Source organism: Paenibacillus sp. MBLB1832 (genome assembly GCF_032271945.1).
Taxonomy (GTDB): domain Bacteria; phylum Bacillota; class Bacilli; order Paenibacillales; family NBRC-103111; genus Paenibacillus_E; species Paenibacillus_E roseopurpureus.
Genome location: NZ_CP130319.1, coordinates 2,634,228 through 2,647,983, shown reverse-complemented (window position 1 = coordinate 2,647,983; position 13,756 = coordinate 2,634,228). Strand labels below are relative to the sequence as shown.

General features: G+C 45.2%; 12 protein-coding genes. All 12 read right to left on the bottom strand.

Annotated features, from left to right (window positions below):
- Window positions 1-42: 42 nt before the first annotated feature.
- Window positions 43-804 carry an elongation factor P 5-aminopentanone reductase gene (gene ymfI, locus MJB10_RS11645; protein ID WP_314804993.1) on the bottom strand — a complete coding sequence of 254 codons (762 nt, stop codon included), beginning with the start codon at window positions 802-804 and terminating at the stop codon, window positions 43-45.
- Window positions 801-2,090 carry an EF-P 5-aminopentanol modification-associated protein YfmH gene (gene yfmH, locus MJB10_RS11640; RefSeq protein WP_314804991.1) on the bottom strand — a complete coding sequence of 430 codons (1,290 nt, stop codon included), beginning with the start codon at window positions 2,088-2,090 and terminating at the stop codon, window positions 801-803. Before yfmH ends, ymfI begins: the two co-directional genes overlap by 4 nt.
- 3 nt (window positions 2,091-2,093) lie before the next feature.
- Window positions 2,094-3,374: an EF-P 5-aminopentanol modification-associated protein YfmF gene (yfmF, locus tag MJB10_RS11635; RefSeq protein WP_314804989.1), complete on the bottom strand. Its 1,281-nt coding sequence runs from the start codon at window positions 3,372-3,374 to the stop codon at window positions 2,094-2,096.
- Window positions 3,375-3,475: 101 nt separating this feature from the next.
- Window positions 3,476-4,255 (bottom strand): spore cortex-lytic enzyme, encoded by a 780-nt coding sequence (gene sleB / locus MJB10_RS11630; protein WP_314804988.1) that lies wholly within the window; start codon window positions 4,253-4,255, stop codon window positions 3,476-3,478.
- A 116-nt stretch (window positions 4,256-4,371) separates the two neighbouring features.
- On the bottom strand, window positions 4,372-6,930 hold the full coding sequence (locus MJB10_RS11625; RefSeq protein WP_314804986.1) for an FtsK/SpoIIIE family DNA translocase: 2,559 nt from the start codon (window positions 6,928-6,930) through the stop codon (window positions 4,372-4,374).
- A 63-nt stretch (window positions 6,931-6,993) separates the two neighbouring features.
- Window positions 6,994-7,233, bottom strand: coding sequence for a YlzJ-like family protein (locus MJB10_RS11620; RefSeq protein ID WP_314804985.1), 240 nt, complete (start codon window positions 7,231-7,233; stop codon window positions 6,994-6,996).
- Complete coding sequence (locus tag MJB10_RS11615) at window positions 7,230-8,012, bottom strand: ClpP family protease (RefSeq protein WP_397386599.1); 783 nt, start codon at window positions 8,010-8,012, stop codon at window positions 7,230-7,232. The genes MJB10_RS11620 and MJB10_RS11615 overlap by 4 nt, the downstream gene beginning before the upstream one ends.
- Before the next feature lie 137 nt (window positions 8,013-8,149).
- Window positions 8,150-9,826, bottom strand: coding sequence for a ribonuclease J (locus tag MJB10_RS11610; RefSeq protein WP_314804983.1), 1,677 nt, complete (start codon window positions 9,824-9,826; stop codon window positions 8,150-8,152).
- Between the two features lie 171 nt (window positions 9,827-9,997).
- On the bottom strand, window positions 9,998-10,861 hold the full coding sequence (gene dapA, locus MJB10_RS11605; protein ID WP_314804982.1) for a 4-hydroxy-tetrahydrodipicolinate synthase: 864 nt from the start codon (window positions 10,859-10,861) through the stop codon (window positions 9,998-10,000).
- Between the two features lie 26 nt (window positions 10,862-10,887).
- Window positions 10,888-12,105, bottom strand: coding sequence for an aspartate kinase (gene dapG / locus MJB10_RS11600; RefSeq protein ID WP_314804980.1), 1,218 nt, complete (start codon window positions 12,103-12,105; stop codon window positions 10,888-10,890).
- Between the two features lie 157 nt (window positions 12,106-12,262).
- The gene (locus MJB10_RS11595; RefSeq protein WP_314804978.1) at window positions 12,263-12,856 is read right to left on the bottom strand and encodes a dipicolinate synthase subunit B; all 594 of its coding nucleotides are present in this window, start codon (window positions 12,854-12,856) and stop codon (window positions 12,263-12,265) included.
- Window positions 12,853-13,752: a dipicolinate synthase subunit DpsA gene (gene dpsA, locus MJB10_RS11590; protein WP_314804976.1), complete on the bottom strand. Its 900-nt coding sequence runs from the start codon at window positions 13,750-13,752 to the stop codon at window positions 12,853-12,855. The genes MJB10_RS11595 and dpsA overlap by 4 nt, the downstream gene beginning before the upstream one ends.
- Window positions 13,753-13,756: the final 4 nt, after the last annotated feature.

Sequence of the window (13,756 nt, the reverse complement as noted above, 5' to 3'; positions counted from 1 at the left end):
AATATGCGTGGGCTTCATTTCCACTGACTTTGCTGTAATCATTTATGTAAGCCAACCACCATTAGGGCTGATGATTTGACCTGTGATGTAACCAGATTCAGGCAACGCCAAAAAATAGACCAATGATGCCACTTCATCAGGTGATGCTAACCGGCCTGCTGGAATTTCGGAAGTAATTGCTTCAATTTCATCGGATTGAAAGCCTGCCATCATATCCGTTTGAACTGCTCCAGGAGCCACGGCATTCACCGTAACCCCTGATGGAGCAAGCTCTTTCGCTAATGCTTTCGTGAAAGCATTCAGGCCGCCTTTGGCAGTAGAATAGAGTACTTCGCAGGACGCGCCTGAAATCCCCCAAATCGAAGATACATTAATTATGCGTCCGTACTTCATTTTAATCATCGGGGCCATGAACGCTTGTGTGCACAGAAATGAACCTTTGAGATTCACATCCATGACACGGTCCCAATCTTCCTCGGTGACATCGGAGAGCAGTCCGTAGTGCGAGATCCCCGCATTATTGACTACGATATCCGGCATCATATTCATTTGCTCTAATTTATCTCTCATCTTGAGAATCTGCTCATGCGATTGAATGTCAGCAGATACGGTGAGTACTTTGGCGCCTTGCTTCATACAGGCTCGCGCAATCTCGTTCGCGGCCTCATGGGATTCACGATAGTGTATTACGATCTGCATGCCTACCGCGGCGAATCGCCGTGCGATTGCAGCTCCAATTCCTCTGCTTGCGCCAGTAATCAGCACCGTTTGTTCGCTAAATGGCGTAGGTGGGTTAAACGTCACGACTGTTCACGACTTTGCACGATCGATACGGCAAGTTTGCTCCAGTCAAAGTGCTCGCGGAATCTGCGATTGACGTCCTCTAACGTGATTTGCTCATACACAGGCAAAATGTCGAACAAATCGATTCCTTTGAAGCGATACTTTGTATATTCATTAGCGATCGACTCAGGAGAATTCATCATCCGTAGGAACGATCCGATTTTCTTCTTACGGCTGCGCTCGAAGGTAACTTCATCTAAGCCAGACGCTTTTCTCTTTTCAACTTCTTCACGAATGCGTGCAATCAGTTGCTCAGGATCTTTGGTATCTCCCCCTACAATGGAAAAAGCATAACCATCACTGCAGTTGTATTCATGACCGAAATTATCCGAAATAAGTTGATCATCATACAGGGATTGATAAATCTCAGAGCTAGAGCTGAACAGCACATCCAACATTAATTTCGTAGTAAGTTCTCTAACTAGCAATGGTTTACCCGTCACATCGGGCGCTTCTTCCTTGAAGCCCATCAAGCATTTCGGCAAAGAAACGGGAAGAATAATGAGTCTTCGCGCTTCTTTCACCTCGGCAGGTTCTTCAGGGAAGAACCGCTTGATCTCACCTTGAGGCGGGAACGTTTTCGCTGCCTGATTTTCTTTGACAAGTGTAATCACTTCTTGCGGATCTACGCCTCCAACGACGAACAAACTCATATTGCTCGGATGGTAAAACGTGTAATAGCACTCATATAGCGTCTCCTTCGAAATTTCAGCGATGGATGCTACAGTACCTGCGATATCAATATGAATAGGATGCTTCGCATACAACGACTCGATTAATCCATAATAGCTTCGCCAGTCCGCATTATCCTCGTACATTTTGATTTCTTGCCCAATGATCCCTTTCTCCTTCTCCACATTTTCGTCTGTGAAATAAGGGTTTTGAACAAAATTAATTAATGTCGTTAAATTTTCTAAGTAGCGGTCCGTAGAAGAGAACAAATACGCCGTTCTATCAAAGCTCGTAAACGCATTCGCCGAAGCGCCGTTCGTCGCAAACGTTGCGAAAATGTCTCCTTCTGGCTCCTCAAACATCTTATGTTCTAAGAAATGCGCGATGCCATCTGGCACACGAACTTCCTCTCTTCCTTGGACCTGAAAGTAATTATCAATGGAACCATACTTGGTCGTAAAGGTCGCATAGGTTTTCTGAAATCCTTCCTTGGGTAACACAAACACATGCAGCCCATTATCAAGAATTTCATGATAAATGGTTTCATCGAGCTGTGGATATGGAATACTCTGCATGGCCTACTCCCCCTTCTGATCCCGTAAAAAGTATATCGTATCCAATTGCACGCCTTTGGCTGCTTCTGCGATTGCAGGTATATCGACTTGCTCTACAGCCGAAATCAAGCCTGCAACAGAGCGCTCTTTTCCCGACAAGATCGCATTGAAATCAAATGAAATTAATTCGAAGGCTGAGTCTTGAATCTCTCGCAACTGATTGGAAATCATTGCGCGTGTTTGACTCCATTCGATCTCACTGATCTCACCCTGCGCCATTGCTGCAAGTTGTTTCCGAATAATATCAACGGCTTTCTCATAATTCGCCATCTCAATGCCAGATTGAATCGTGAGGATGCCTTTGTGTCCATCATAACGAGACGATGCATAGTAAGCCAGGCTAGCTTTCTCACGTACATTGGTAAACAATTTGGAATGCGGATAACCGCCAAGCACGCCATTGTACATGAGGGCAACTGGATATTTGTCATCCGTGTAAGAAATATTGGTTCTTAATCCCATGTTCAACTTCCCTTGGTTCACATCCAAACGCTCGACAATCGTTTTCACTTCACCTGTAACGCCCCGTGGCGGAGTTGTCGCATAATTCGCTTCGGACGATCGATCGATGGCAAATGATTGCTTCACAATCTCTTCAACTTCATCCAGCGTTGTGTGGCCAACCACATAAATATCCATCGGCGACGTTTGCAGCCATTCTTTATATTGTTCGTACAAATGATCAGCATTCATACCGTCGAGATCTTCAATTTTCCCTAGTGGATGAAGACGATAAGGCTCATTGCTGCACATTTCCTCCATACAGCGCTCAGCCGCGTAGCGAATTTTATCATTAATGACGGACTCAATTCGTTTGCGCAGCGTCATCTTCTCAGCATCCACATACTTATTGCGGAAATGATTATCTTCTAATGCTGGTCGTGTAAGTGTTTCACCTACAAATTCAAGACCCTGTTTCAGCAAGGAATTGGCTGATTTCACAAAACGATCGTTAATAATGTCCATCCGAAGCTGAACGATCTGATAATCGCCTCTTTTGTAAATATCAAAACCAAAACCCGCACCATACAAATCATCTAAGTATTCGCGAAATTGCTTCGTTTCTGGGCGCAGTTCAGTGCCTCGCCGAAGGATAAAAGGTGTGAGTGCCGTGCTTGTAACAGATTCTTCCTCTAATTGACGGCCTATGTAAACAGATATGGCAAACGTTTTGAAACGGTCTGTAGGCATGACGTGAATACGGATGTGCTTCCAGGTACTACGCTCAAATTGAGTAGGCTCCAAAGGTCAGTCTCCCTCCTATGTCCATGTATTAGTTCCATTATATTCCTATACGAAGAGGAGAAGCAACCAAAGCTGGTCCCTTCTCCTTGTCCACATTTAAATTAAACGCAAAAAATATGTTTACCGATGTTTTTCACTTGTTTACGTGTCCAAATCCACTTGGACGTTGCCGTCTCTGGGTTAAAATAATAAATACATCCTCCTGTCGGGTCCCAGCCGTTTAATGCGTCTTTAACCGCCTTTTTCGAAGATTCATTCGGTGTTAACCATATCTGGCCATCGGCTACGGCTGTAAAAGCCCCTGGCTGAAAGATTACACCAGAAATCGTGTTCGGAAAACTGGCTGATTTCACACGATTCAGAATGACAGCAGCCACAGCAACTTGCCCGACATAAGGCTCGCCGCGTGCTTCCCCATTAACGGCATTCGCCATCAGATTAATATCTTGTTCCGAATACCCTAGATTGTTCGAAGGTGTTAAATTGGCTGGCTTTTGATCCACTCCACTCGTATTCGTACCGCCTTGCGCACTCGACGATTTCTCTGGTGCAGTAGGTTTCCAGCTTTTTGTAGCTTCCCACAGCTTGAGCTTCGTTTTGGGGCCAACAACCCCATCTACCTTCATCCCAAATTCACCTTGGAATCGCTTCACCGCGGTTAACGTTTTATAACCGAAATCCCCATCGATACCGCCGCCATAAAAACCAATAAATTTCAATCTGCCCTGTAATTCATATACATCTGTGCCTGTAGCTCCATAACGCACTTCATTTTTGCTAAAAGTTTCTTCTGTTGGCGGATTCATTCGTCCCTTCAATTGAAAGGAAACTACCAAGACAAAAACAAGACAAAACGCAATGACGATTAGTCGTTTATTCATTCCCCTGCTCAACCTCGCTTTTCAAATTACAGCCTTTTCTTGCTTATTATGAGAAAGGGAGTCCATGATTATACAACAAAAAACACTCTCCAATGGAAAGTGCTTTTGTCAACCGATTATGAGCTAATCCGATTATGTTGGTATTGCTCCAGTGAAATCAGAACTTCACGTGGCTTGCTTCCTTCATACGGACCAACGACACCCTTGGCTTCCATGGCATCGACAAGTCTTGCCGCACGCGTATAACCTACTCGCATACGTCTTTGAAGCAAAGATACCGATGCTTGTTTGGCCTCTAACACAATTTGCACAGCCTGATCGTACAGCTCGTCCTCAAATTCATTCTGCTGTTCAGGCATCTCCTCAACCTGTGGCACTAATTCTTCGCGATAGTTCGCTTGTTCCTGCGTACGGACGAAACTAACGACCTGTTCAACTTCGCCATCGGAAAGAAATGCGCCTTGCACACGAACTGGCTTCGATGCTCCGACAGGAAGATAAAGCATATCCCCGCGACCTAGCAGCTTCTCAGCGCCAACCATATCCAAAATCGTCCGCGAATCCACCTGGGACGATACTCCGAAAGCAATCCGCGAAGGAATATTCGCCTTAATGACACCAGTGATAACGTCAACGGATGGCCGTTGGGTAGCAATAATGAGATGAATCCCTGCCGCCCTTGCCATCTGAGCAAGTCGGCAGATCGAATCTTCCACATCATTCGCAGCAACCATCATCAAATCGGCTAACTCATCGACAATGACCACATAGTAAGGTAAAGGCGGTGCTGTTCCGCTTTCAGTCAACAAGGCGTTATACCCTTCAATATTACGTGTTCCACTCTTCGAGAATAGCTCGTAACGTTTCTCCATCTCGACGACGACTTTCTTAAGTGCCAGCGAAGCTCGTCTTGGATCTGTGACAACAGGTGCCAGCAGATGAGGAATGCCATTATACACATTCAACTCAACCATTTTGGGGTCAATCATTAGAAACTTTACTTCATTCGGTTTCGCTTTATACAGGATGCTCGTAATAATCCCGTTAATACAAACTGATTTCCCTGACCCAGTGGCTCCAGCAACGAGCAGATGGGGCATTCTCGCCAAATTTCCAAAGATAGGCTGACCAGAAATATCACGACCAAGAACAACGGACAAACGTGAACTAGATTCTTGGAAAGATGACGTTTCCATTACTTCTCGCATCGTAACGACAGAAACTTCCAAGTTCGGAACTTCGATCCCAATCGCGGATTTACCTGGGATCGGTGCTTCCATCCGAATATCCTTCGCAGCTAATGCAAGCGCTATATCGTCCGTCAACGACACAATCCGGCTAACCTTCACACCGACATCGGGTTGAATTTCATATCGTGTTACGGCAGGACCTCTAACAACTTCCAAAACTTTGGCACGCACGCCAAAGCTTTCAAGTGTTGCTTCAAGCTTTCTGGCATTGGCCTTATAGTCCGCCATCTCGCTGCCCTTCCCTAATGCTGGCCTCGCTAACAAGTCCAGGGAAGGCATTTCATACGGTCTGGAAACAACTGCAGGTGCATCTACTTGAAATTCAACACTAACTGGTTCATTCAAATCCGTTTCTCCGGCGCTTGTTTTCGATGGTTGAGGTGTTGGTGATGATGTTGCAGTCCCTTCTGGGGATTTACCAGCATGCTGTGATTCTTGCATCACCTGCTCTTGGAAATCGCGTATAATCGGCGCGGGCTGTTCACCTTCCGTCTCATAATGGTCAATTGAACTAGGTACTTGAGTGGAATAAACCACTTCCTCCTGCGCCTCATCACTGGGCTGCGTCTCAACCTCTACGTCATCTCGTGCAACAGCAGAATGTTTCTTCCGATTTTCCTTAATGGGACGAAGCAACTCCATAAAGAGCGGTGCAGCTCGTTTCGTTCGCTTTACAGGCTGGAAAACCTCTTCGTCAAACTCATCGTCGATAGGGACATACGTTGACTTTTTCGCTGATTTTGTCACATTAGCACTAGTAGCTGATGCCGTTGCCTGCGGCTGAACATTGCGATCCTGCAGCCATTCTTTCATGCGATCCTTGATATTTTGACCAATATTACTGAACCGCCCCTTTAAGATGTTGCCTAGATCCACATACGAGATGCCTGTTGCAAGAATAAATCCCATAACAAAGAGCATATATTGGATTAGCCTTGCCCCTAAGTAATCAAATAGAAAATAGAGGATGCTGTACAAGAATGCTCCGATCATCCCGCCGCCAATTCCGTGTTCTAATGCTGCTCTCCCCGCATCTGTGGGATGTAGGCCTTCCAGCATTGCTTTCCAAGTCGAAGAAATGACTTTCCCCGATGAGAAATCATGATTCGGATACAGCTGATTGAATAAATCTATGTGATTCTTAATCAATAACCCGAATATAAATAGCAGAATACCTGCCTTCTTCAGGGTTAGCATTGGTGGCCAGGCTCTTTTGATCATGGCGTACAAGGCCACATAAATGAAGATGAGCGGAATGAGTGAGTACCACGTACCCACAAAAAAGCGAAACAAATAAATCAACGAATTTCCCACATGACCCTGATGGGCAAGAGCGATGACTGAGAAAATCAAGATCAGTATGCCGTAGAGTTCAAAAAGCAAACTACTTTTTATTGCTTTGGTCTTTTTTCTGCGTTTCGCCAAGATTGTCACCCCCAAGTCCACATTATACCATATTTGACTTGAGGGAAGATACGGGAACAGGACTTACAGACCCGAATACGTTTCGACCTGAGGGCGATAAGAAATCATCGTACCTGGGGCATATTTAGCATTCAAATAATCCTGTGGATTACAGCTATACAGCCTTACAATACGTGCTTGAAATCCGCTTAAAGGCTCGATTTGCATCATGAACCCATCCTGCTCAATGTCTACATACGAAGGAGTAAATTTGTCATAATCTTGAAATATATCTTCAAGCGGAATGACCGAATAATGGATCATTGGACAAGCCCTCCACTGTTTGAGGCTTTCTTCGCATCTATGCGGCGATTGAGTTCTTTAATGGCATCTCCGATCCCGCCGACTTGATCGATTAATCCATATTTTACCGCATCGCTGCCAATGACAGTTGTTCCAATATCTCGTGTAAGCTCGCCAGTTTTAAACATAAGCTCTTTAAACTTCTCTTCTGTCACATTGGAATGTTTCGTCACGAAGCGCACCACGCGCTCTTGCATTTTATCCAAATATTCAAATGTCTGCGGTACCCCAATGACCAAACCGTTCAAACGAATCGGATGAATCGTCATCGTCGCCGTCTCGGCAATGATGGAGTAATTCGCGGAAACAGCAATTGGCACACCGATACTGTGACCTCCCCCTAATACTAAAGCAATGGTCGGCTTGGACAAGGTAGCAATCATTTCGGCAATAGCCAAACCAGCTTCCACATCTCCGCCGACGGTATTGAGAATAATCATGACGCCTTCAATCTTCGGATTTTGTTCGGCAGCCACAAGTTGCGGGATGAGATGTTCATACTTCGTTGTTTTATTCTGTGGAGGCAGGACCATATGCCCCTCTACCTGCCCGATAATTGTTAGACAAAAAATGTTCGATTCCCCTGAAGCCGTGTTCGTCTGGCCTAATTGCTGAATATTCTCAAGGACCGCATTTTTCTTGACTTCTTCTGTCCCTGCTCCTTGTTCCTGTTCTTTCTCGCCTGGTTCTGGTGCCACGTTGAAATCCCCTTTCGAATTTTGCCTACAAGACAAGTCCATCCATATCTCCCATAGTATGAATAAACCCCATGGCTTTCATTCATCCTAGCTAGGCTAAACAACAAGAACAAGAAAAAGCCCTCCCGCTAGGAGAGAGCTTTATTATTTGCATAGGCTCAAGTGACTTGTTCGAGTACCTAAACTTCCATGATGATCGGAAGGATCATTGGTCTTCTTCTGGTTTGTTCATATAAAAAGCGTCCGAGAACATCTTTCACATTTGTTTTTAAAGATGCCCATTCATTCACATTTTCGTTCATTAATTTTGTTAACGTATTCGTAACAATACGGTTTGCTTCTTCAAGCAGGCCTTCGGATTCACGAACATAAACAAATCCACGTGAAATAATATCAGGGCCAGATAAAATTTTGCCATCTTGCTTACTAAGTGTAACCACGACAACAAGAATTCCATCTTGCGATAATAATTTACGGTCACGCAATACGATATTGCCTACATCCCCAACACCAAGTCCGTCGATCAGAATGTTACCGCTCTGCACTTTGGAACCTTTGCGAGCAACCCCATTCTGCACTTCAACCGTGTCACCGATATCACAGAGGAAGATGTCCTCTTTTGAAACACCAACTGATTCGGCTAGGATCGCATGTTGACGTAACATCCGATATTCCCCGTGAATCGGAATAAAGTACTTCGGCTTCATCAGGTTCAGCATCAGCTTCAATTCTTCCTGACTGCCGTGTCCTGATACGTGAACACCTGTCACAGAGCCTGGACCATAGATCACGTGCGCACCAATACGCATCAGTTCATCGACTGTTCGTCCAACATAACGTTCATTCCCTGGAATCGGCGTTGCAGCAATAATGACCGTGTCGCCTGGCAAAATGTCAATTTTGCGATGCGTTGAACGGGCCATTCTTGTTAGCGCGGACATCGGCTCGCCTTGGCTTCCTGTGGATAGAATAACAACACGATCAGCTGCGAGTTTATTCACTTCTTCCGGCTCAATTAACATGCCATCTGGAATGTGCAAGTAGCCTAACTCACTCGCGATCGATACCACGTTCACCATACTGCGACCGATTACCGTAACTTTGCGGTTCGTTGCTGCAGCTGCATCAAACACCTGTTGAACACGATGAATATTGGATGCAAATGTTGCAATAACCACGCGTTGTTTCGCCTTACGGAATACTTCTTCGATCTCAATTCCAACTCCGCGTTCAGAGCCCGTGAATCCTGGGCGCTCTGCGTTCGTACTGTCTGAGAGCAAGGCAAGAACGCCTTTCTTTCCAATCTCAGCCATACGATGCAGGTCAGCGTATTGATCGTTCACTGGAGTTTGATCAAATTTAAAGTCTCCCGTATGAACGACAACACCTTCCGGCGTATCAATCGCGACACCCACGGAATCTGGAATACTGTGATTAGTTTTGAAGAAAGTAGCCGTAAGAACGCCTAAGGAAAGAACAGATTCCGAATTGATTAGAATTCGGTTTGTTGTGCCGAGCAGATTCGCTTCCTTTAGCTTCGCTTCAATAAGTCCCATTGTTAGCTTCGTAGCATATAGCGGAACATTAAGATGCTTTAATACGTAAGGTAAGCCACCAATGTGGTCTTCATGACCATGGGTGATGATAATGCCGCGCACTTTATCGCGATTCTCTGTTAAGTACCCGATATCCGGGATGACAATGTCGATACCGAGCATGTCCTCCTCAGGAAATTTCAAACCACTGTCAATGACAATAATGTCGTTCGCATACTGAACGCAATACATATTTTTTCCGATTTCGCCCACGCCGCCAAGAGCGAAGATCAAAAGTTTATCAATATTTTTTTTGGACAAGAATATACCTCCTTCATAGATTGGACGACGAATTTTACATGAAAAAACCGAACTAGTCACTTGCAACCATTATACATGAAAAAAAACCGCAAATACAAGTTAATACTGAATATGCTTAGATTCCCCAAAAAAATAAAACCGATGCCGGAAGCACCGATTCATTAGGCATGATCATACAAAAAGTGATTGAATGAATTGACCTTCTTGCTCGGATACAGATACCAACGGAAGTCTGACCCCGCCTGTATGAATGCCTTTCAGTGAGAGCGCATACTTAATTGGCGCTGGGCTTGGTGCACAGAAAATCCCAGTAAACACTGGATGCAGCTTGCGGTTAAGTTCAGCTGCTTGCTGAACGTTGCCATCTAGGTAATACTTTATCATAGTTTGCATTTCTTTTCCAATCACATGACTTGCAACACTGATAATTCCTTGACAACCGATCGCCAAAGCAGGCAAAGTGCTGCTATCATCTCCGCTGTAAACGAGGAAACCAGGCGCAGCATGTGTAAGAATGCGTGTCATCTGATCCGTGTTCGAGCAATCTTTGGTTGCTACGATGTTCGGAATTTGAGAAAGGCGTATGGTCGTATCGGCATCTAAATTAACACCTGTGCGACCAGGCACATTATAAAGCATAACGGGCGCCTCAACAGCCTCCGCAATCGCTTTGAAATGCTGATACAACCCTTCCTGGGAAGGACGGTTGTAGTAAGGTGCAACAAGTAGCAGTGCGTCAACACCCAGTTGCTCTACTTTACGCGAGAATGCGATTGTATGAACGGTATCGTTACTGCCAGTGCCAGCGATGATTTTACAGCGGCCTGCAGCTACGCGAACGGATAGTTCGATCAATCTTAATTTCTCGTCCTCTGATAATGTCGGCGACTCCCCTGTCGTCCCACAAATCACCAGACTATCCGATTGTTGATCTTCAATTAAATAGTTAATTAGTGGTTCGACTTGCTCCCAATTGACTTGCAGCTGCTCATCAAATGGTGTAACCATTGCTGTGACTACTCTCCCAAAACTCACGGGTACGCCTCCTGACTATGACTTCTTCATTTATATAAGTTGAATTTCCGATGAAGCGCACGTACTGACTTTATCATATCTACACCTTGCACAAGCACCCAAATGGTGGTATTCGAATCTGCCGATTGGAGAATCCGAATATCTTCGATCGTCAAGGCTTCAACAATATGTGCCATAATACCTGGAACGCCATTCATACCGCCGCCGATAACCGAAACCTTCGCACAACCGCTTACAAACTTAGGGTCATAGCCTTGGGCACGCAGCAACTGTATGGCTCGTTCTGCCTCATGATCGAAAACGGTGTAAATAACGCCTGAGGGATTAACATTAATAAAATCAACACTGATCTGATGCTGTGCCATCGTTTTGAATACGCGTAATTGAAGATCGAACTCGCCATCAACGGCTGCAACTTGGATCTGTGTAATATTCGTAAAATGAGCAATACCTGTGACGAATCGATCTTTCACATGATTCATCTCAGCGGTTAAGTTGTCCGATGCGGTAACTAACGTTCCCTCTTCTTTGGTAAACGTAGACCTTACACGAATCGGAATATTGGCTTGCATGGCAACTTCAACAGCACGCGGATGAATAACCTTGGCGCCGTTATGAGCCATATTGCAAATCTCTGTAAAGCTTACACGCTGCAAGGGTTTGGCATCTTCGACAATTCTTGGATCCGCTGTCAAAATCCCATTCACATCGGTAAATATATCTACAATCTCTGCTTTGACCGCAGCACCGAGTGCTGTTGCTGATGTATCACTGCCGCCACGGCCAAGCGTCGTCAATTCATCTTGACTTGTCTTCCCTTGGAAACCTGTGACAATGACAACTTGGTCCTGTTCCAACAATTCGAGAATCCGATTCGGCTTCATCGCGATGATTTGCGCGTTCCCATGGTTCTCATTCGTGATCAGACCTGCTTGCCCACCTGTCAAAACAGTAGAACGTATACCCGTTTTTTGCAATAAACTACACAAAAGTACTGCAGATATTAATTCTCCGCAGCCCATTAACATATCGAGTTCCCTAGCTGGCAGCCCATCTCCGTTCTTCCGAACAAGATCCAGAAGCGTGTCCGTTGCGTAGGGTTCACCCTTTCTTCCCATCGCTGAAACGACAACAACTAATTTGTAATGTTGAATAAGTGCATCTTGAATGTGTCCAATAACATGTTCTCTAGCCTGTGCGGTGGAAAGCGAAGTACCTCCAAATTTCTGGACAAGAATTCGCATGCTTTTCCTCCAATTTCATGCCTGGATGGGGAAATTCCATTCGTCCACGAGATGGAAGATGGCTCGCCGATAGCGCGGGAAGCGCCCAGTAGAGCGATGTTAAAGAGAACCTGGTTCGATAATGGCTGGTCTCTCCCCTACAAGCAATCTCTATACATTAGTATTGAAATCTCTCAATAATCATCGGCTGCAACTGCTTTCCTTCCAATGCAGCTTCACAAGCCTCCATAATCAAATCCATCCGAGCCACCAACGAATTTGGCTTAGCTCCAGGTGCATCTTGACCATAAGGTACGAAGTAAATGTTTTTGGTAATCAGCAGTTTTGCGATATTCATCGCATTTAAACCCAAACCATCGTTCGTAGAAATCGCCAGAACGAGCGGTCTCAAGTTTCTCATTTGGGCTTTCGCTGCCATAAGTACAGGACTTTCTGTCATTGCATTCGCTAGTTTGCTAGTCGTATTCCCTGTGCAAGGTGCGATAACCATCACATCCAGCAGCTTAGAAGGACCGAGCGGTTCAGCATCAACAATCGTAGAAATAATTTCATTTCCAGTAATATCCCTTAACATCTGCTGCCAATCAGCAGACTTACCAAATCGTGTGTCCGTCGTCATAATCGTGTTCGAGACAATCGGAATCACACGTGCACCAGCGTCCACAAATCTTTGAATTTGCGGCATTACTTCTTCAAGCGTACAGTGAGAACCGGTTAATGCATAACCGACTGTTTTCCCCTGCCAATTCATTCCACATCGCTCCTGTCAATGAAGTCTTCCTCGATCAGCTGACTTAACGTGTTAGCCATGATACGGCCAGCTGTTTTGGGGGCGACGATTCCAGGTAAACCGGGCGCTAGCATCGCTTTAATTCCTCTCTTCTCGGCAAAACGGAAATCCGTCCCGCCAGGCTTGGAGGCTAAGTCGATGATTAACGCGCGATGTGGGATATTGGTAATAACTTGCGCTGTGACTATCATAGTCGGAATTGTGTTAAAAAGCAAGTCAATATTCCCCACTTCCGGGTACAAATCCTTCGTATAAAAAGGCTGAAAACCCATCTCCCACGCCCTTGCAAAGTGCTCCGGCTTCCTGACGCCAACCTTCACGGTTGCCCCTAATCCTTGTAATGTTTTGGCCATGGTAAACCCCGTTCGACCAAAACCTAATACCATACAAACCGAGCCATGAATCGTAATATCGGTGTTCTGGATGGCCATCATGAGCGCACCCTCAGCAGTTGGAATAGAATTGTAAATGGCAATATCATCGCGATCTAATAATTCCACAATTTCGATTCCATTCGTCAAACCTAGTTTCTTCAAATAACTTTTGGCCATTCCTGTATACACCTTGGCATGCTTCGGCAACGCAGCGATGTGCTCATCGGTTAGAATCAATTCTTCGCTTGAAAAAATTGATTCCACATGCCCAACCTCATCTGTGCCTACAACTGGCAAAATAAGTGCATCCACATGCTGAAACAACGTAGTATCTAACTTTGCATTCGTAACACCGTTAAATTGCCTCCCGAGATTGTCAAATCCGAGTAGTAACACGGTAGCATCTAGCTCAGTAAATTTCTGTATTACTTCAAGTTGCCGGGCGTCTCCCCCCATAATAGCAACCGAAATCCCAGTAAGCATTCTT

Coding starts and splice junctions, on each gene's coding strand:
- MJB10_RS11615 (WP_397386599.1), bottom strand. CDS start 8,012: ATGGACTTGTCTTGTAGGCAAAATTCGAAAGGGGATTTCAACGTGGCA.
- yfmH (WP_314804991.1), bottom strand. CDS start 2,090: ATGCAGAGTATTCCATATCCACAGCTCGATGAAACCATTTATCATGAA.
- dpsA (WP_314804976.1), bottom strand. CDS start 13,752: ATGCTTACTGGGATTTCGGTTGCTATTATGGGGGGAGACGCCCGGCAA.
- MJB10_RS11620 (WP_314804985.1), bottom strand. CDS start 7,233: ATGATCCATTATTCGGTCATTCCGCTTGAAGATATATTTCAAGATTAT.
- MJB10_RS11595 (WP_314804978.1), bottom strand. CDS start 12,856: ATGAATTGGCAGGGGAAAACAGTCGGTTATGCATTAACCGGTTCTCAC.
- sleB (WP_314804988.1), bottom strand. CDS start 4,255: ATGAATAAACGACTAATCGTCATTGCGTTTTGTCTTGTTTTTGTCTTG.
- dapG (WP_314804980.1), bottom strand. CDS start 12,105: ATGCGAATTCTTGTCCAGAAATTTGGAGGTACTTCGCTTTCCACCGCA.